Below are 17,471 nucleotides of genomic sequence, written 5' to 3'. Positions count from 1 at the left end.
GCACCTACCAGACCTGCCGCATCGCCACGCGCAGATGCATTGGAAATCCCAGCGCGGCTTCTTCTGCCATCACCGCGCGCAGGCCATCGCTCCACTGCGCCTCGGGCAGTACCTCGAACCCTTCGCTGGCATAGAAGGCCGCATTCCACGGCACGTCGGACAACGTGGTCAGCACAGCCGAGCGATAGCCTTCCGCCCGGGCCTGTTCCAATGCATGGCGCAACAACATGCGCCCATGACCTTGCCGCGCGTGAGCAGGATCCACATCCATCTGCAGCACGTGGAACTCACCTGCCAGTTCGCCGGCAAGCAGATAGCCGGCAATGCCACCGTCAGCCGCATCCACCACCCACAACTGGCCACGCTGAAGGCCGTCCTGCAGCGTCGGCAGGTCCAGGCCATGGCCGGCGAACACCGGGTAGGCTTCGTGGCCCTTCAGCAGGTCACCGGCACGCCGTTCGATCGCCGGCAGCACGCCGAGCTCGTCGGCGCACGGGAGACGGGGCTCAGGACTTCCTGACCGGGCGCTTCCAGCCATCGATGGTTTCCTGTCGTGCGCGTGCCAGTGTCAACTTGCCGTCCGGTGCGGTTCGGGTGATGACCGAGCCGGCGGCGATGGTCGCACCTTCGCCGATCGTCAGCGGCGCCACCAGCGAGCTGTTGGAGCCGATGAACGCGTTGTCGCCGATGGTGGTGGTCGACTTGTTCACACCGTCGTAGTTGCAGGTAATGGTGCCGGCACCGATGTTCACCTTGCTGCCGATCACGGCATCGCCGAGATAGGTCAGGTGATTGGCCTTGCTGCCCACGCCCAGCGTGACCTTCTTGGTCTCGACGAAGTTGCCGACATGCACGCCATCGGCGAGCACGGTACCCGGGCGCAGCCGCGCGAACGGGCCGATCTGCGCCGCGCCTTCGGTGACCACGCCTTCCAGATCGCAGTGCGCGCGCACTTCGGTGCCAGGACCAAGATTGACGTCCTTCAGGCGGTTGAACGGACCAACGGTCACGCCATCGCCGAGCACGACGTTGCCTTCCAGCACCACGTCGACGTCGATCAGCACGTCGCTGCCCACGGTGACAACGCCTCGGATGTCCAGCCGTGCCGGGTCGCGCACGCGCGCGCCCTGTGCGCACAGCGCACGCACCGCCCGGCGCTGCCAGGCACGCTCCAGCTGCGACAGCTGCCACGGATCATTCGCTCCCTCAGCCTCCTGTGCATCAGCCACCAGCGCCATTTCGGCCGGAGTGTACTCATGCGCGGCAAACGCGAACACGTCGGTCAGGTAGTACTCGCCCTGTGCATTGCTGTTGGACAGCTGCGACAGCCAGCGCCGCAGCGCGGTCGACTCGGCGGCGATGATGCCGGTGTTGATCGTGCGTACGCGCAGCTGGTCGTCGGTGGCGTCCTTCTGCTCGACGATCGAACCCACCCTGCCCTCTGCATCGCGCAGTACGCGGCCGTAGCCGGTCGGGTCATCGACGTCGGCGACCAGCACCGCCAACCGTCCCGGCTGCGCCAGCAGGTCGCGCAGGGTCTGCGCGCGGATCAGCGGCACATCGCCGTACAGCACCAGTACCTGTGCGGCATCCGGCACCTGCGGCATCGCCTGGGCCACCGCGTGGCCGGTACCGAGCTGCTGCGCCTGTTCAGCCCATTGCAGATCGGGCTGGTCGGCGAAGTACTGACGCACCACCTCGCCACCATGGCCGTAGACCACGTGGATAGCAGCCGGCTGCAGATCGCGGGCCGTATCGATCACGTGCGCGAGCATCGGTTGGCCGGCAATCGGCTGCATCACCTTCGGCAGCACCGACTTCATGCGCTTGCCAGCGCCGGCGGCGAGGATGATGACGTGCAGGGCTTGGGTCATGGGAACGGCAGTCCGTGGTTCGTTGCCGATGATTCTAGAGCGTGGGCCGTTAACATGGGCATCCCTCTTCTTTCACCATGCCGATGAGCCTCGTCCGCCAGGGAAGCGCCTACCTCGTGATCGGGCTCGTGCAGCTGCTGGTCGATTGGCTGGTGTTCGTGGTCGCCACCGCGCTGGGCATGCCGGTAGCGCCGGGCAACATCGCCGGTCGCCTGGCCGGCATGCTGCTGGGCTTCTGGCTCAACGGCCGTTACACCTTTGCCGAGGCCGGCACCCGCAAGCTGGGATGGAAGCGCTTTGCACGCTTCTTCGGGCTGTGGCTGCTGCTGACCGCGGCGAGCACATTGCTGGTCAGTCTGCTCGACCAGGCGCTGGGCCTGCAGTACACGTGGCTGGCCAAGCCGCTGGTGGAGGGCGGGCTGGCCTGCGTGTCGTTCCTGTTGATGCGCTACGTGGTGTATCGCTGACACGGCACCAGGATCGGGATTGGGGATCGGGGATCGGGACTGGGGATCGGTAGAGTCGACTGTTAGTCGACTAACGCGCGCAGCGCGGGATTTTCGCGGCCTGAGCGTAGAGCAGTCGACTAACAGTCGACTCTACCCGATCGACTCTACCCAGCCATCCAAACAAAAACGCCGGCACGGGGCCGGCGTTCTCGTGGGTGCAGCGCGAACCTCAGTGCTTGAGGTTCTTGCGCAGGCGCTCCAGCGCCTGCAGCTGGACGACGGCTTCGGCCAGCTTCTGCTGGGCTTCGGCCACTTCCATCGCTTCGCCGCGGTTGGCCAGGATGCGCTCGGCTTCTTCCTTGGCCTTGCGGACCGAGGCTTCGTCGATGTCCTGCGCGCGGATCGCGGTGTCGGCCAGCACGGTCACCACCTGCGGCTGCACTTCCAGGATGCCGCCGGAAATGGCGAAATCCAGCTGCTCGCCGTTCGGCGTGGTCACCACCACCTTGCCCGGCTTCAGGCGGGTGATCAGCGGCGCGTGCTTGGGCGCGATGCCCAGTTCGCCCAGCTCACCGGTGGCCACGACCAGGGTCGCTTCGCCACGGAAGATTTCCTGCTCGGCGCTGACGATGTCGCAACGGATCGTGCTCATGCAAATCTCTTCGCTGTTCGCGGCGGCGCAATGCCACCGTGGGGGTCCACCGGCGCGGGCGGTTGCCCGGCACCGGCGTCAGGTCGGGCAGGATCGCTCCCGCCCGTCCCGGATCAGGCCTTCTCGGCCATCTTCTTGGCCTTCTCGACCGCTTCTTCGATGCCGCCGACCATGTAGAACGCCTGCTCCGGCAGGTGGTCGTACTCGCCATCGACGATGGCCTTGAAGCCACGGATGGTGTCCTTCAGCGGCACGTACTTGCCCGGCGAACCGGTGAACACTTCAGCCACGTGGAACGGCTGGCTGAAGAAGCGCTCGATCTTACGGGCGCGCGACACGGCCTGCTTGTCCTCTTCGGACAGCTCGTCCATGCCCAGGATCGCGATGATGTCCTTCAGTTCCTTGTACTTCTGCAGGGTCTGCTGGACGCGCTGGGCGGTGTCGTAGTGCTCGTGGCCGATGACCAGCGGGTCCATCTGGCGGCTGGTGGAGTCCAGCGGATCGACGGCCGGGTAGATACCCAGCGAGGCGATCGAACGCGACAGGGTGACGGTCGAGTCCAGATGGGCGAAGGTGGTCGCCGGCGACGGGTCGGTCAGGTCGTCCGCGGGAACGTAGACGGCCTGGATCGAGGTGATCGAACCGTTCTTGGTCGAGGTGATGCGCTCCTGCAGGACGCCCATTTCCTCGGCCAGGGTCGGCTGGTAACCCACGGCGGACGGCATACGGCCCAGCAGTGCCGACACTTCGGTACCGGCCAGGGTGTAGCGGTAGATGTTGTCGACGAACAGCAGGACGTCCTTACCCTTGCCGTTTTCGTCCTTCTCGTCGCGGAAGTACTCGGCCATGGTCAGGCCGGTCAGGGCGACGCGCAGACGGTTGCCCGGCGGCTCGTTCATCTGGCCGTACACCATCGCCACCTTGTCGAGGACGTTGGAGTCCTTCATTTCGTGGTAGAAGTCGTTGCCCTCACGGGTACGCTCACCCACGCCGGCGAACACGGACAGACCGCTGTGCGCCTTGGCGATGTTGTTGATCAGTTCCATCATGTTGACGGTCTTGCCGACGCCGGCGCCGCCGAACAGGCCGACCTTGCCGCCCTTGGCGAACGGGCACATCAGGTCGATGACCTTGATGCCGGTTTCCAGCAGCTCGGTGGCCGGGGACTGGTCTTCGTACGACGGGGCCGCACGGTGGATTTCCCAGCTGTCGCTGGCGGCCACCGGGCCGGCTTCGTCGATCGGACGGCCGAGCACGTCCATGATGCGGCCCAGGGTGCCAGCGCCGACCGGCACGGAGATGCCGCGGTTGGTGTTGGTGGCAACCAGGTTGCGCTTCAGGCCGTCGGTGGAACCGAGGGCGATGGTGCGCACCACGCCGTCGCCCAGCTGCTGCTGGACTTCGAGCGTGATTTCGGTGTTGTCGACCTTCAGTGCGTCGTACACCTTCGGTACCGACTCACGCGGGAATTCGACGTCGACGACCGCGCCGATGATCTGAACGATCTTGCCCTGACTCATTGCTGCATCCTCTAAATGTGTGCTTTGAACGAACGCGGTCAGACTGCTGCCGCGCCGCCGACGATTTCGGAGATTTCCTGGGTGATCGCTGCCTGGCGCGCCTTGTTGTAGACGAGCTGCAGTTCGCCGATCAGCTTGTTGGCGTTGTCGCTCGCCGCCTTCATCGCGACCATGCGTGCGGCATGCTCGGAGGCGACGTTTTCCAGCAGTGCCTGGTACACCAGCGACTCGATGTAACGCGTCATCACGTGCTCGAGCACGGTCGCGGCATCGGGTTCGTACAGGTAATCCCAGTCGTGGTGAGCGACCTGCTTCTCAGCCGGCGGCAGCGGCAGCAGCTGATCGAAGCTGGCCTTCTGCGTCATGGTGTTCACGAAGCGGTTGTAGACCAGGTACACGCGGTCGACCTTGCCTTCGGTGAAGGCGTCGAGCATGACCTTGATCACACCGATCAGCGATTCCAGCTTCGGCACGTCGCCGATGTGGGTCACGCTGCCGACCATGTTGACCTTCACGCGGCGGAAGAAGGTCGATGCCTTCTGGCCGATGGTCACCAGGTCCACTTCCGCACCCTTGTCCTGCCATGTCTTGGCTTCGCCCAGCATCCGGCGGAACAGGTTGTTGTTCAGGCCGCCGGCCAGGCCGCGATCGGAGGAGATCACGATGAAGCCGACCCGCTTGACCTGCTCACGCTCGACCAGGAACGGATGCTGGTAGTCGGTGCTGGCCTGGGCCAGGTGACCGATCACCTGCTTCATCGCCTGCGCGTACGGACGCGAGGTCTTCATCCGATCCTGCGCCTTGCGGATCTTGGAGGCCGAGACCATTTCCAGGGCGCGCGTCACCTTGCGGGTGTTCTGCACGCTCTTGATCTTGGTTTTGATTTCGCGTCCGCTTGCCATCTCTTGTTTCCCGTGGCGCGGGGCTGATGCCCCGCGTTGTTCAACCGTTTGTCATCTGGTCCAGCGGAGCCAGCGGCTCCGCTCTACAGGACCGCGATTACCAGCTGCCGGTGGTCTTGAACTCGGCGATGCCCTTCTTGAAGGCACCTTCGATGTCGTTGTCCCAACCGCCGGTGGCGTTGACCTTGCTGATCAGCTCGCCCTGGGTGTTGGCGAAGTGGGCGTGCAGGCCTTCTTCAAACGCCAGCAGCTTGTTGACCGGCACGTCGTCGAGGTAACCCTCGTTGACGGCGTAGATCGACAGCGCCTGGTTGGCGATCGACATCGGCGCGTACTGCTTCTGCTTCATCAGCTCGGTGACGCGCTGGCCACGCTCCAGCTGCTTGCGGGTCGCTTCGTCCAGGTCCGAGGCGAACTGCGCGAACGCAGCCAGCTCGCGGTACTGGGCCAGCGAGATACGGATGCCGCCGGACAGCTTCTTGATGATCTTGGTCTGGGCCGAGCCACCGACGCGCGACACCGAGATACCGGCGTTGACGGCCGGGCGGATGCCGGCGTTGAACAGGTCGGTTTCCAGGAAGATCTGGCCGTCGGTGATCGAGATCACGTTGGTCGGAACGAAGGCGGACACGTCGCCGGCCTGGGTTTCGATGATCGGCAGCGCGGTCAGCGAACCGGTCTTGCCGGTGACCTTGCCTTCGGTGAACTTCTCGACGTATTCCTCGGACACGCGGGCAGCGCGCTCAAGCAGACGGGAGTGCAGGTAGAACACGTCACCCGGGTAGGCTTCGCGGCCCGGCGGGCGCTTCAGCAGCAGCGAGATCTGGCGGTAGGCAACGGCCTGCTTGGACAGATCGTCGTACACGATCAGCGCGTCTTCGCCGCGGTCCATGAAGTACTCACCCATGGTGCAGCCCGAGTAGGCGCTGATGTACTGCATGGCTGCCGATTCGGAAGCGGTCGCGGCCACCACGATGGTGTGGGCCAGCGCGCCGTTCTCTTCCAGCTTGCGCACGATGTTGGCGATGGTCGAAGCCTTCTGGCCGATCGCAACGTACACGCACTTGATGCCGGTGCCCTTCTGGTTGATCACCGCATCGATCGCCATCGCGGTCTTGCCGGTCTGGCGGTCACCGATGATCAGCTCGCGCTGGCCACGGCCGATCGGGATCATCGAGTCGACCGACTTGTAACCGGTCTGCACCGGCTGGTCGACCGACTTGCGCCAGATCACGCCCGGAGCAACGCGCTCCACCGGAGCGGTCAGGTCGGTACCCAGCGGGCCCTTGCCGTCGATCGGCTCGCCCAGTGCGTTCACGACGCGGCCCAGCAGTTCCGGACCGACCGGCACTTCCAGGATGCGGCCGGTGGTCTTGGCGACGTCGCCTTCGCGCAGGTTCTCGTAGTCACCCAGGACCACGGCGCCGACCGAGTCGCGCTCCAGGTTCAGGGCCAGGGCGAAGGTGTTGTTCGGCAGTTCGATCATTTCGCCCTGCATCACGTCGGCCAGACCGAAGATTCGCACGATGCCGTCGGACACGCTGGTCACGGTGCCTTCGTTGCGCGATTCCGCGGCCAGCTTGACCTTCTCGATGCGGTTCTTGATCAGTTCGCTGATTTCGGAGGGGTTGAGCGTGGTTGCCATCGTCAAGTCCTAGTGCCGGCAGCGGGGCCGGACGTTAAATGAATTCAGTTAGCGAGCGCGGTCTGCAGACGGGCCAGCTTGCCCTTCAGCGAACCATCGATGACCACGTCGCCGGCGTCGATCACGGCGCCGCCGATCAGCGAAGCATCGACCGCGGTGGTCACTTCGACCTCGCGGTTGAAGCGCTTGCGCAGCGCAACCTTGATCGCGTCCAGCTCTCCGGCCGACAACTCGGAAGCCGAGGTCACCGTGGCCTTGACCACGTGCTCGGCTTCGGCGCGCAGGGCGTCGAACATGCCGGAGATTTCCGGCAGCAGCGGCAGACGATGCGATTCGGCCAGGATGGCCAGGAAGCGCGAGTAGGTCTCGCCGTGGGACACCGGCGCCAGCAGGGCGACGGCGTCGTCACGGCCCAGCTCCGGGTTGGCGAGCAGGGCCGCCACGCGCGGATCGGCGGCGACGTGGGCGGAGAACGCCAGGGCGTCCGACCACGGCGCGAACGCGCCTTCGTCGCGCGCGGTCGCGAACGCGGCGCGGGCGTACGGGCGGGCAAGCGTGAGGGCCTGGCTCATCCTTAGATCTCCGAGGCCAGCTCGTCGAGCAGCGCCTTGTGGGCGTTGGCGTCGATTTCGCGCTTGAGCAGCTTTTCGGCACCGGTCACGGCCAGCGCGGACACCTGCTTGCGCAGATCTTCACGGGCACGGTTGGCGGCGGCGTCGATTTCAGCCTGGGCCAGTTCCTTCTGACGGGTGGCTTCGGTGATCGCTTCGTTGCGTGCAGCATCGACAATCTGGTTGGCGCGCGCGTGGGCCTGATCGATGATCTCGTTGGCCTTGGTGCGTGCTTCCTTCAACGCTTCGTTGACCTTCTCCTGCGCCTGGGCCAGATCTTTCTGGCTGCGGTCGGCAGCAGCGAGGCCTTCAGCAATCTTCTGCTGGCGCTCTTCGATCGCGTTCATCAGCGGCGGCCAGATCTTGGTCGCGATGATCCAGATCAGACCAGCGAAGGCGAGCGCCTGCGCAAGAAGGGTGAAATTGATATTCATGGTTAGCTCGATCGCTGGTTTCGGGGTGGACGTGCCGCCGAAGCGGCACATCCGGCCTTCATCCGAAACCGGGTGCATCAGCACCCGGTCGTCTCAAACCGCTGTATCAGCCGGCCAGAGCCTTGGTGACGGCGCCAGCAAAGGCAGCCGACAGCGGGTTGGCGAAGGCCAGCAGCAGGCCGACAGCGACCGAGATGATGAACGCGGCGTCGATCAGGCCAGCGGTGATGAACATGCGGACCTGCAGGACCGGGATCAGTTCCGGCTGGCGGGCGGCCGACTCCAGGAACTTACCAGCCATGATGGCCAGACCCAGACCGGCGCCCAGCGCGGCCAGGCCGATCATGATGCCGACGGCAAGGGCGGTGGAGCTCTGAATCTGCGCGAAGTTGGTCAGGACGGCGAAGTACATGGTTATCTCCAGGAACTTAAGTTGCTAAGGGTGATGAAACGGATGAAGGTTGAAACGCGTTGAAGCTTGAAACTCAGTGAGCGTCTTCCGACAGGCTCAGGTACACGATCGACAGCATCATGAAGATGAAGGCCTGCAGCGGGATCACCAGCAGGTGGAACAGCATCCAGCCGAGGCCGAACACACCACCGGCAATGGCACCGAAGAAACCGGCACCACCCAGCACCCAGATCAGCAGGAACACGATTTCGCCGCCGAACATGTTGCCGAACAGTCGCATCGCCAGCGAGATCGGCTTGCTCAGCCACTCGACGATGTTGAGGATCAGGTTGAACGGCATCATCCACTTGCCGAACGGCGCCGTCAGGAATTCCTTGATGAAGCCGCCCAGGCCCTTGGACTTGAGCGCGAAGAACAGCATCAGGAAGAACACGCTGATGGCCATGCCCAGGGTGGCATTGACGTCAGCGGTAGGCACCGGCTTCCAGTAGTGCACGCCCGCCCATTCCAGCGGCTTGGCGATGAAGTCGGCCGGGATCATCTTCAGCAGATTCATCAACAGAATCCAGAAGAAGATGGTGATGGCGATCGGCGTGACCAGCTTGCTCTTGCCGTGGTAGGTGTCCTTGGCCTGGCGGTCAACGAACTCCAGGCAGATTTCCACGAAGGCCTGCCACTTGCCCGGCACACCGGCGGTGGCCTTGCGGGTGCCCAGCCAGAAGGCGACCACGATCACCAGGCCCATCAGGACCGCGGTGAGGAAGGTATCGACGTGGATATGCCAGAACATACCCTCGCCCTTGCCGACCGGAGCGGTCAGGTTCTGCAAGTGATGCTGGATGTAGCTGGTAGGGGTTAGAGCCTCGCCCGCCATGTGTCCGGAACCTTAGTTAATTGAATTCTGTCAACGCCTGGCCATGGCCAGGACCTGGAACATCAAGCCGACGGCGATACCGGCCAACAGCGCCAACGCAGGCAGCTTGAAGACCAGGAACCCCACCAGCAGGACGCCGAAAACCACGACCCACTTGGCCACGATCGCAATGATCAGGCGAGCCATCGCCGATCCTGCGGCCAGTGCCCCACCGCCCAGTGCCATCCGCGCCGCCACCCAGCCACCGGCCGAAATGGCCACACCGGACGCCAGCGCGCCGAGGGCATACTTCGGACCTACCAGCAGGAAGGCCAGGGCCAGGACAGCCACCGCGGCCAGCGGGTAGACCGCGGCGCGCAGCATCAGTCGCCGACCCGCATCAACGGAGTTCAGCACAGGACGTCCCGCGTGGTTGCAAGTGGAGGGCTGAGGCGGCTACAGCAGGGGGGCCTCATCGAGCCGCCAAATTATAGCAATGGGACAATTTGCGAGACAACCGCTCCCTGTTCATCCCTGGAAGCCGCAAGTTGCGGTAACGGTTACATTTTTGCGTGCCACCCGGGGGACAATGACGTCCGCGTGATGCTGCACCGCAGTATTGAACTTTGGTCGCAGGCGCGGAACTTTCGCCGACTGCGCCGGTCCGATCTTTCGACCTGCCTGCAGCAACCTCGTCGACGCTCCGCCCCGCAGGTCCCACGATGGCCCCGAAGCCCGGCTCCGGGGCCATCTTTTTGCGCGGTCACGACAGCGCTGAACCGTGCACACTCCGTGGACCATACGTTCACGGATGGTGGACGGCGGCGTCCGGCACAGTGGTCTTCATTCTGATGAACCACTGCAAGGACTCTTCGATGCGCCCCGTACCCACCCTGCTCGCCCTTTCCCTGCTCGCTGCCGGCGCCTCGTTCGCCAATGCCGCCCACGCCGCCGAAGGCGACGACCGCTTTGCCATCCGTCTGGGTGCGATGAACATCGATTCGGACAACACCCTCCGCGGCAGCACCACTGTGGCCGGCCAGGACATCTCCCTGAACCAGGACTTCAAGCTGGGTGGCAAGGAATGGGAGCCGCGCATTGACGGCATGTTCCGCATCAGCAACCGTCAGCGCCTGCTGTTCAACTACTTCAAGTACGACAAGGACCGTCGCGAGACGCTCGACCAGGGCATTTCCTTCGGCGGTGAGAACGTGCCGGCCGGCAGCTTCGTGAAGGGCGAGCTGAAGTATCAGGTGGCGAGCCTGGTCTACGACTATTCGGTCGTCGATACCGACACCTTTGACCTGGGTCTGCAGATCGGTGGCGAGTACGCCAAGGTCAGCACCAAGGGCTATGCCGACCTGGGCACGGTGTACGAAGGCCAGTTCCTCAACGAGAAGGCCGATGGCGTGGCACCTGTGGTGGGTGCGCGCATGACCTTCACTCCGTCCGAGCGCTGGATGATCACGCTGCAGGGCCAGTACCTGAACACGCGCTGGGGCAGCTTCGATGACTACAAGGGCGACCTGAGCCGCGCCAATGCCATCGTCGATTACCGCTTCACCAAGAACTTCGGTGTGTTCGCCGGCTACGACTGGTTCAAGCTGGACGTGGACAAGAAGGGCAGCGACGGTACTGTCGGCCTCAAGCAGGAATTCAAGGGCCCCGTGGCCGGTATCAGCTTCGTGTTCTGAACCCCTGCCCCTTCCACGGCACTCTCTCTCCTGGCGCGGCCTCCGGAACATCGGGGCCGCGCTTTCTTGTTGCCCGCTCAGTCAGGCGCGATTTTCATCTCGAAGGATCCAAGCCAACGTTTCCAGGAAGAGATCCAGACTGAAGATCCCACTCGCTATCGTGGAAAGCGCCACGGCACCTGATGCATCCTTGATCGTGATGCGCTCGCTCCACTGGTTGATATCGACCTGGGCCAGCGCTGCGGCTGGAATGCGGCGCCCACCCACCTCGATATGGGTGCGGGTCAGCAGGATGGGCTGGGTTGTGACGTCAAGGTATTTCCCCAGGATTCGCTTTTTCCAGACCTGTGCGCTGGAGACGTAGTTGAAGGTAACCACAGCGTCTGATCTCAATTCCGAGATCATCACCGGGAGGCGCTCCCGCACATGCAGCTGGCAGACGAGCTGCATGAATTCGAAATGCCGCCGAAGATGCTGGTTTGCCCAGTGGAAGGCGGTCGTTGGTGCGAGGCGGTAGGCGACATCGGTGAGAACCCCCGCCACTCCCAGCTTGCCGGTACCAAACAAGTAGAGGTCCTGCATCTCAGCGAACGCGATGTAGGTGCGCTTCCTGCCGACAACCTCTGTGATCCCGCGCTCATAGACTTCATACCGGGCCTTGCGCAGCGTTCCCTGCCATACCGTCAGACCCAGAACGGCCAGTCCACACCCCAGCACAAGTGCTACGCCCATGTGGATGGTCCTGTAGCCATCGACCGGTACGTGGTTCTTCAGTACGAGCAGGAATGCAGCTGCCAGAAAGAATATCCCTGCCAATGCGTACATCAGTACAAGTGGCCACTTGCGGTATGTGAAGGTTTCGATCAGCTCCCCGGTCTGAGGAGATTGCAGCTGCGTCATGGTTGGGGTCGCGCCTGTTGGCTGATGTTGGGGCTGGGGAAGATAGTTGCTGATTTCCGGCCACATCAAATACCGACTATTCACCGCGATGACGTTCGCCGCTCCATCAAACCTGCACAGGCGATGCCGAGACGCGCTCGAGGCCGTTCACGATATTCACCGCCGCAATTGGCCGCGCGATGCCCCCTATCTGCGCATTGAGCGCCACGGACTGGCTCCCGATGAAATTCACTCCCGCACGCCGGGCGCGAGGAGCGCCATGGGTCGCAACAGGCCAAATACGACAGAATTGGCGTGATCAGACGGCAACGGCCGGCAACAAAAAACCCGGCTTCCGCCGGGTTTTTCGTGCCGCACGAAGTGCCCGCCGGGCGCGGCCCGGCGCTACTTCTTCTTCGGCATGTACAGATCGGTGATCGTGCCGTCGTAGATTTCCGAGGCCATCGCCACTGATTCGCTCAGCGTCGGGTGCGCATGGATGGTGTGGCCGATGTCCTCGGCTTCCGCACCCATCTCGATCGCCAGGCCGATCTCGGCCAGCAGGTCACCCGCGTGCACGCCGACGATGGCACCACCGATGATGCGGTGGGTCTCTTCGTCGAAAATCAGCTTGGTGAAGCCCTCGGTACGGCCAATGCCGATCGCGCGGCCGCTCGCCGCCCACGGGAACTTGGCCACGCCGACCTTCAGGCCCTTGGCCTTGGCTTCGGTCTCGGTCACGCCGACCCAGGCGATTTCCGGGTTGGTGTAGGCCACCGACGGGATCACGCGCGCAACCCATTCCTTCTTGTGGCCGGCGGCCACCTCAGCGGCCAGCTTGCCCTCGTGCGTGGCCTTGTGGGCCAGCATCGGGTTGCCGACGATGTCGCCGATGGCAAAGATGTGCGGCACGTTGGTGCGCATCTGGCGATCGACCGGGATGAACCCGCGGTCGGTCACCTGCACGCCAGCCTTCTCGGCATCGATCTTCTTGCCGTTCGGCGAGCGACCCACGGCCACCAGCACGCGGTCGAAGGTGCCCTGCGCCAGCGCAGGCGCCTGGCCTTCCTCGGCGGCTTCGAAGGTCACGGTGATGCCCTTGGCATCGGCGGTCACGCCGGAGGCCTTGGTCTTCAGGTGCACTTCGATGCCCTGCTTCTTCAGGCGGTCGGCCAGCGGCTTGACCAGGTCCTTGTCGGCGCCCGGCATCAGCTGGTCCATGAACTCGACCACGGTGACCTTGCTGCCCAGCGCACCATAAACGGTGGCCATTTCCAGGCCGATGATGCCGCCGCCGACGACCAGCAGCGAGCCCGGTACTTCGGCCAGTTCCAGCGCGTCGGTGGAGTCCATCACGCGCTTGTCGTCCCACGGGAAGTTCGGCAGCTTCACTGCCTGCGAACCGGCGGCGATGATGCACTTCTGGAAGCGCAGCAGCTGGGTGCTGCCGTCAGCAGCAGTGATTTCCAGCTCGTTGGCCGAAACGAATTTGCCGACGCCCTGCACGCTGCGGACCTTGCGCTGCTTGGCCATGCCAGCCAGGCCCTTGGTCAGCTGGTTGACGACCTTTTCCTTGTACTGGCGCAGCTTGTCCAGGGTGATGGTCGGCTTGCCGAACTCGACGCCGAAATCACCGGCATGGGCCACTTCGTCGATGACCGCTGCAGCATGCAGCAGTGCCTTGGACGGAATGCAGCCCACGTTGAGGCAGACGCCACCGAGGCTGGCGTAGCGCTCGACCAGCACCGTATCCAGGCCGACGTCGGCGGCGCGGAAGGCGGCGGTGTAGCCGCCCGGGCCCGAGCCCAGCACGACCATTTCGCATTCGATGTCGGCCGGCTTGCCACTGGACAGCGCCGGCTTCGGTGCAGCCGGTTCAGCCGGGGCGCGGTGCGACGGGGTCACCGGCGGCTTGCTGGCCGGAGCGGCCGCAGCCGGGGCCGGCGCAGCGGCCTTGGCCGGCGCTTCGGCGGCGCCTTCGGACTCCAGCAGCACGACCACGGCGCCTTCGGACAGGGTATCGCCCAGCTTGACCTTGATTTCCTTGACCACGCCGGCGGCCGAGGACGGCACTTCCAGGGTCGCCTTGTCCGATTCCAGGGTCACCAGACCCTGATCCTTCTTCACCGTGTCGCCGACGGCGACCAACACTTCGATCACCGGCACATCGCTGTAATCGCCGATGTCGGGAACCTTGACTTCAATCGTGGCCATGGTGGGTTTTCCTCGTGCCCGCGCGGCGGTGCCGGCGGGCTGTCACTGCATCTGTTCACGCGGCCGCGCCAGGGGCAGCGGCCGCACGGTGGGGGCGAAGCGGTGCCTTACAGCAGCACGCGGCGCATGTCGGCCAGTACCTGCGACAGGTACGTGGTGAAGCGTGCGGCCAGGGCGCCGTCGATGACGCGGTGGTCGTAGCTCAGCGACAGCGGCAGCATCAGCTTCGGTGCGAATTCCTTGCCGTTCCAGACCGGCTGGATGGACGACTTGGAGACGCCGAGGATGGCCACTTCCGGTGCATTGACGATCGGGGTGAACGCGGTGCCGCCGATGCCGCCCAGCGAGCTGATCGAGAAGCAGCCGCCGCTCATGTCGGCCGGACCCAGCTTGCCGTCGCGCGCCTTCTTGGCCAGTTCGCCGGTTTCCTGCGCGATCTGCACCACGCCCTTCTTGTCCACGTCGCGGATGACCGGCACGACCAGACCGTTCGGCGTGTCGGCGGCGAAGCCGATGTGGAAGTACTTCTTCAAGGTCAGGTTTTCACCGCTGGCATCGAGCGAAGCGTTGAATTCCGGGAACTTCTTCAGCGCCGCGGCGCTGGCCTTGATCAGGAAGGCGAGCATGGTCAGCTTGATGCCGGCTTTCTCGTTCTCCTTGTTCAGTGCCACGCGCAGGCCTTCCAGGTCGGTGATGTCGGCCTGCTCGAACTGGGTGACGTGCGGGATCATGGCCCAGTTGCGGGCCAGGTTCGCACCGGAGATCTTCTTGATGCGCGACAGCGGCTGGACTTCGGTCTCGCCGAACTTGCTGAAATCGACCTTCGGCCACGGCAGCAGGTTCAGGCCACCACCGGCAGCGACTGCAGCACCGCCGGCCGCCGGCACGCCACCGCTGAGCGCGGCCTTGACGAACTTCTGCACGTCACCCTTGGTGATGCGGCCACCCTTCTCGGTGCCGTTGATCTGCAGCAGGTCCACGCCCAGTTCGCGGGCGAACACACGCACCGCCGGGGTGGCATACGGCACCTTGGCCGGCAGCACGCCATCGGCGTTGAACTGCACCGGCGGGCTGGACGGGGTACCGGCCGAGGCGATCTCGCGGGCCGCCAGCTTGTCCGGCTGCGCCGGCACAGCGACCGGCTCGACCTTGGTGGCGGTCTCGGCGGCAGCCGGAGCGGCAGCAGCGGCAGCCTTGGTCGGCGCCGGCGCGGCAGCGCCCTCGGCTTCGATGATGGCGACCACATTGCCCTGCGACAGCGTGTCACCGACCTTGACCTTGATCTCCTTGACCACACCGGCCACCGACGACGGCACTTCCATGGTGGCCTTGTCGCTTTCCAGCGTGACCAGGCCCTGGTCCTTCTTGACCGTGTCGCCGACGGCGACCAGCACTTCAATGACCGGAATGCCGGCGTAGTCGCCGATATCCGGCACCCGCGCTTCCACCGCACCACCGCTGGCAGCCGGAGCGGCCGGCGCAGCTGCGGCCGGGGCCGGCGCGCTCTGGGTGGCGGCAGCCGGGGCAGCCGCCTTGGCCGGTGCCGGCGCAGCCGCCGCCGGCTTGGCGGCTTCGCCTTCGGCCACTTCGATCAGGGCCACGACCTTGCCCTCGGACAGGCTGTCGCCGACCTTGACCTTGAGTTCCTTGACCACGCCAGCCACCGAGGACGGCACTTCCATGGTCGCCTTGTCGCTTTCCAGCGTCACCAGGCCCTGGTCCTTCTTGACCGTGTCGCCGACGGCGACAAGCACCTCGATTACCGGGATATCGCTGTAGTCACCGATATCGGGGACAAGTGCTTCCTTGATTTCGGCCATGGGGATAACTCCGGCAATCTGGTGTAGGGAAACGTCTATTGTGCGGCCAGCGGGGGCCAGCGCCAACCGTTACAGGTGTTTTCAGTACGCACGCAGCCGGGACACGCTGTTGTCCATGGGTTGTGGCTGCATCCAGTCGGTAGCGTATTGTCCGGACGATGTCCGCTTCATGTCGCCAGTACGTCGGCTACCGGCTGCCAGGCCTGGCGCAGCCGTGGCAGCGACCAGGCCGCATTGGCCGGGCTGGTGGACGGCAGTGCCAGCAGCCTTGGCGGGGCCTCCAGGCAGGGCAGCACCCAACGCTGGAATGCCTTCAGCGATGCGGCGCCGTTGCAGCCGATCAGCTCCAGCTCAGGAAGCGAAGCGATCAATGCCGGCAGCGCATTGGGCACTTCCGTGCCGCGCACGATATCCGCATCGAGGCTGCCGCGCCGCTCGCACCGGCCGATCACGTCCCACAGGCCAACACCTGCCGCCTGTAGTGCCTGCAGTCGCTGCGCATGGGGCAGACCCGCGTCGAATCCGCAGATATCCGCCAGCAGCGGCCAGAAACGATTGCGCGGATGCGCGTAGTAACGCTGCTCCTGCAGCGACGCCACGCCGGGCATCGAGCCCAGCAGCAGCACCCTGCAATCCACGTTCACCTGCGCTTGCAGGCCAATGCACATCGTTGCCGCGCTCACATCTTCTCCAACTGAATGAATGCCGCCGATGACCGGAAACCCCATCAATACAGGCTTTTCGCGCTGATCGCTGAACAAGGACAACTATTTTTTAACGCGCGTCGGATTCGATTCATGTTGAGGCGACTACGGTGTGCTCGCCCCGCAACCGGGGGCCCAAAACAAGAAACATTAGGAGATACCCCCATGCGCTCCATCCGTATCCTGAGTCTCGCCCTGCTGACCTCCGCCGCGTTCGCGCCGGCCGCTTTCGCCCAGGACAGCAGCAGCACCGACACCGCTTCGGGCAAGCATTTTGCCGTTGTTGGCGGCATCTCGCTGCTGGAACCGAAGAACGACCCGATCACCGGCGTGAAGAAGACCGATGGCGGCCCGGCGCCGACCGTCAGCTTCAGCTACTACATCAACGACAACTGGGCCGTTGAACTGTGGGGCGCTGCCGACAAGTTCGACAACACCTTCAAGGGCCCGAACAACGCCCGCGTTGGCTCGGTTGAGCAGCAGCCGGTCGCCCTGAGCGGCCAGTACCACTTCGGCCAGGCCGACAACGTGTTCCGTCCGTTCGTGGGCGTGGGCTACTACCAGTCGACCTTCAGCAACGAGAAGCTGGGCAACGGCGCTGACACCGACATCCGCTTCAAGGATGCCAAGGGCGTGATCGGCACCGTCGGCGTCGACATGAACATCAACTCCACCTGGTTCGCCCGTGCCGACGCCCGCTACATGCGCGCCCGCCCGGACATCAAGGTCGGCGGCGAGAAGATCGGCGAAGCCAAGATGGATCCGTGGACCGTCGGCTTCGGCATCGGCGCCCGCTTCTGATCCAGGC

General features: G+C 64.5%; 18 protein-coding genes. 3 read left to right on the top strand and 15 right to left on the bottom strand.

Features of this window, described 5'->3' with window-relative positions; genetic code table 11:
- Positions 1-4: 4 nt before the first annotated feature.
- Positions 5-538, bottom strand: a complete 534-nt coding sequence (locus R1H25_RS00925) for a GNAT family N-acetyltransferase (protein WP_317222352.1) — start codon at positions 536-538, stop codon at positions 5-7.
- Positions 507-1,874 carry a bifunctional UDP-N-acetylglucosamine diphosphorylase/glucosamine-1-phosphate N-acetyltransferase GlmU gene (gene glmU, locus R1H25_RS00920; protein ID WP_317222351.1) on the bottom strand — a complete coding sequence of 456 codons (1,368 nt, stop codon included), beginning with the start codon at positions 1,872-1,874 and terminating at the stop codon, positions 507-509. Before glmU ends, R1H25_RS00925 begins: the two co-directional genes overlap by 32 nt.
- 83 nt (positions 1,875-1,957) lie before the next feature.
- Here glmU and R1H25_RS00915 point away from each other — a divergent pair, with 83 nt between their 5' ends.
- A complete protein-coding gene (locus R1H25_RS00915; RefSeq protein WP_317222350.1) occupies positions 1,958-2,341 on the top strand; it encodes a GtrA family protein in 384 nt (127 codons plus the stop codon).
- Positions 2,342-2,552: 211 nt separating this feature from the next.
- Here R1H25_RS00915 and R1H25_RS00910 read toward each other — a convergent pair whose 3' ends face one another.
- From R1H25_RS00910 to R1H25_RS00870, 9 genes are all read right to left on the bottom strand, one after another.
- The gene (locus tag R1H25_RS00910; protein ID WP_005419509.1) at positions 2,553-2,975 is read right to left on the bottom strand and encodes a F0F1 ATP synthase subunit epsilon; all 423 of its coding nucleotides are present in this window, start codon (positions 2,973-2,975) and stop codon (positions 2,553-2,555) included.
- Between the two features lie 113 nt (positions 2,976-3,088).
- Entirely contained in the window at positions 3,089-4,495 is a 1,407-nt protein-coding gene (gene atpD, locus R1H25_RS00905) for a F0F1 ATP synthase subunit beta (RefSeq protein ID WP_010481327.1), read from the bottom strand.
- A gap of 38 nt (positions 4,496-4,533) precedes the next feature.
- A complete protein-coding gene (gene atpG, locus R1H25_RS00900; RefSeq protein ID WP_049445058.1) occupies positions 4,534-5,397 on the bottom strand; it encodes a F0F1 ATP synthase subunit gamma in 864 nt (287 codons plus the stop codon).
- Positions 5,398-5,494: 97 nt separating this feature from the next.
- Positions 5,495-7,042, bottom strand: coding sequence for a F0F1 ATP synthase subunit alpha (gene atpA, locus R1H25_RS00895; protein ID WP_014038567.1), 1,548 nt, complete (start codon positions 7,040-7,042; stop codon positions 5,495-5,497).
- A 44-nt stretch (positions 7,043-7,086) separates the two neighbouring features.
- Positions 7,087-7,614, bottom strand: coding sequence for a F0F1 ATP synthase subunit delta (locus R1H25_RS00890; protein WP_049445057.1), 528 nt, complete (start codon positions 7,612-7,614; stop codon positions 7,087-7,089).
- 2 nt (positions 7,615-7,616) lie between these two features.
- A complete protein-coding gene (locus R1H25_RS00885; RefSeq protein ID WP_005419512.1) occupies positions 7,617-8,087 on the bottom strand; it encodes a F0F1 ATP synthase subunit B in 471 nt (156 codons plus the stop codon).
- 106 nt (positions 8,088-8,193) lie between these two features.
- Positions 8,194-8,499 carry a F0F1 ATP synthase subunit C gene (atpE, locus tag R1H25_RS00880; RefSeq protein ID WP_005411133.1) on the bottom strand — a complete coding sequence of 102 codons (306 nt, stop codon included), beginning with the start codon at positions 8,497-8,499 and terminating at the stop codon, positions 8,194-8,196.
- Positions 8,500-8,572: 73 nt separating this feature from the next.
- Positions 8,573-9,373: a F0F1 ATP synthase subunit A gene (atpB, locus tag R1H25_RS00875; protein WP_057500511.1), complete on the bottom strand. Its 801-nt coding sequence runs from the start codon at positions 9,371-9,373 to the stop codon at positions 8,573-8,575.
- 30 nt (positions 9,374-9,403) lie between these two features.
- A complete protein-coding gene (locus tag R1H25_RS00870) occupies positions 9,404-9,769 on the bottom strand; it encodes a hypothetical protein (RefSeq protein ID WP_006394654.1) in 366 nt (121 codons plus the stop codon).
- 458 nt (positions 9,770-10,227) lie between these two features.
- Here R1H25_RS00870 and R1H25_RS00865 point away from each other — a divergent pair, with 458 nt between their 5' ends.
- Positions 10,228-11,046 carry a hypothetical protein gene (locus R1H25_RS00865; RefSeq protein WP_049445053.1) on the top strand — a complete coding sequence of 273 codons (819 nt, stop codon included), beginning with the start codon at positions 10,228-10,230 and terminating at the stop codon, positions 11,044-11,046.
- A gap of 81 nt (positions 11,047-11,127) precedes the next feature.
- On the opposite strand, the gene R1H25_RS00860 is transcribed toward R1H25_RS00865, so the two are convergent.
- The 4 genes from R1H25_RS00860 to R1H25_RS00845 form a co-directional block, all read right to left on the bottom strand.
- Entirely contained in the window at positions 11,128-11,946 is an 819-nt protein-coding gene (locus R1H25_RS00860) for a hypothetical protein (RefSeq protein ID WP_317222349.1), read from the bottom strand.
- 384 nt (positions 11,947-12,330) lie between these two features.
- Positions 12,331-14,139 carry a dihydrolipoyl dehydrogenase gene (gene lpdA / locus R1H25_RS00855; protein WP_317222348.1) on the bottom strand — a complete coding sequence of 603 codons (1,809 nt, stop codon included), beginning with the start codon at positions 14,137-14,139 and terminating at the stop codon, positions 12,331-12,333.
- Between the two features lie 107 nt (positions 14,140-14,246).
- Entirely contained in the window at positions 14,247-15,959 is a 1,713-nt protein-coding gene (gene aceF / locus R1H25_RS00850) for a dihydrolipoyllysine-residue acetyltransferase (protein ID WP_317222347.1), read from the bottom strand.
- A gap of 167 nt (positions 15,960-16,126) precedes the next feature.
- Complete coding sequence (locus tag R1H25_RS00845) at positions 16,127-16,642, bottom strand: DNA-deoxyinosine glycosylase (protein WP_080354816.1); 516 nt, start codon at positions 16,640-16,642, stop codon at positions 16,127-16,129.
- Between the two features lie 186 nt (positions 16,643-16,828).
- Between R1H25_RS00845 and R1H25_RS00840 the strand changes: the two genes are divergently transcribed.
- The gene (locus R1H25_RS00840) at positions 16,829-17,464 is read left to right on the top strand and encodes an OmpW family protein (RefSeq protein ID WP_057500508.1); all 636 of its coding nucleotides are present in this window, start codon (positions 16,829-16,831) and stop codon (positions 17,462-17,464) included.
- Positions 17,465-17,471: the final 7 nt, after the last annotated feature.

Origin of the sequence: Stenotrophomonas veracruzanensis, assembly GCF_032911525.1 — a bacterium.
GTDB classification, from domain to species: Bacteria; Pseudomonadota; Gammaproteobacteria; order Xanthomonadales; family Xanthomonadaceae; genus Stenotrophomonas; species Stenotrophomonas africana.
Note: the sequence above shows the minus strand (reverse complement) of the source record. Positions and strands in the feature narration are given on the sequence as shown.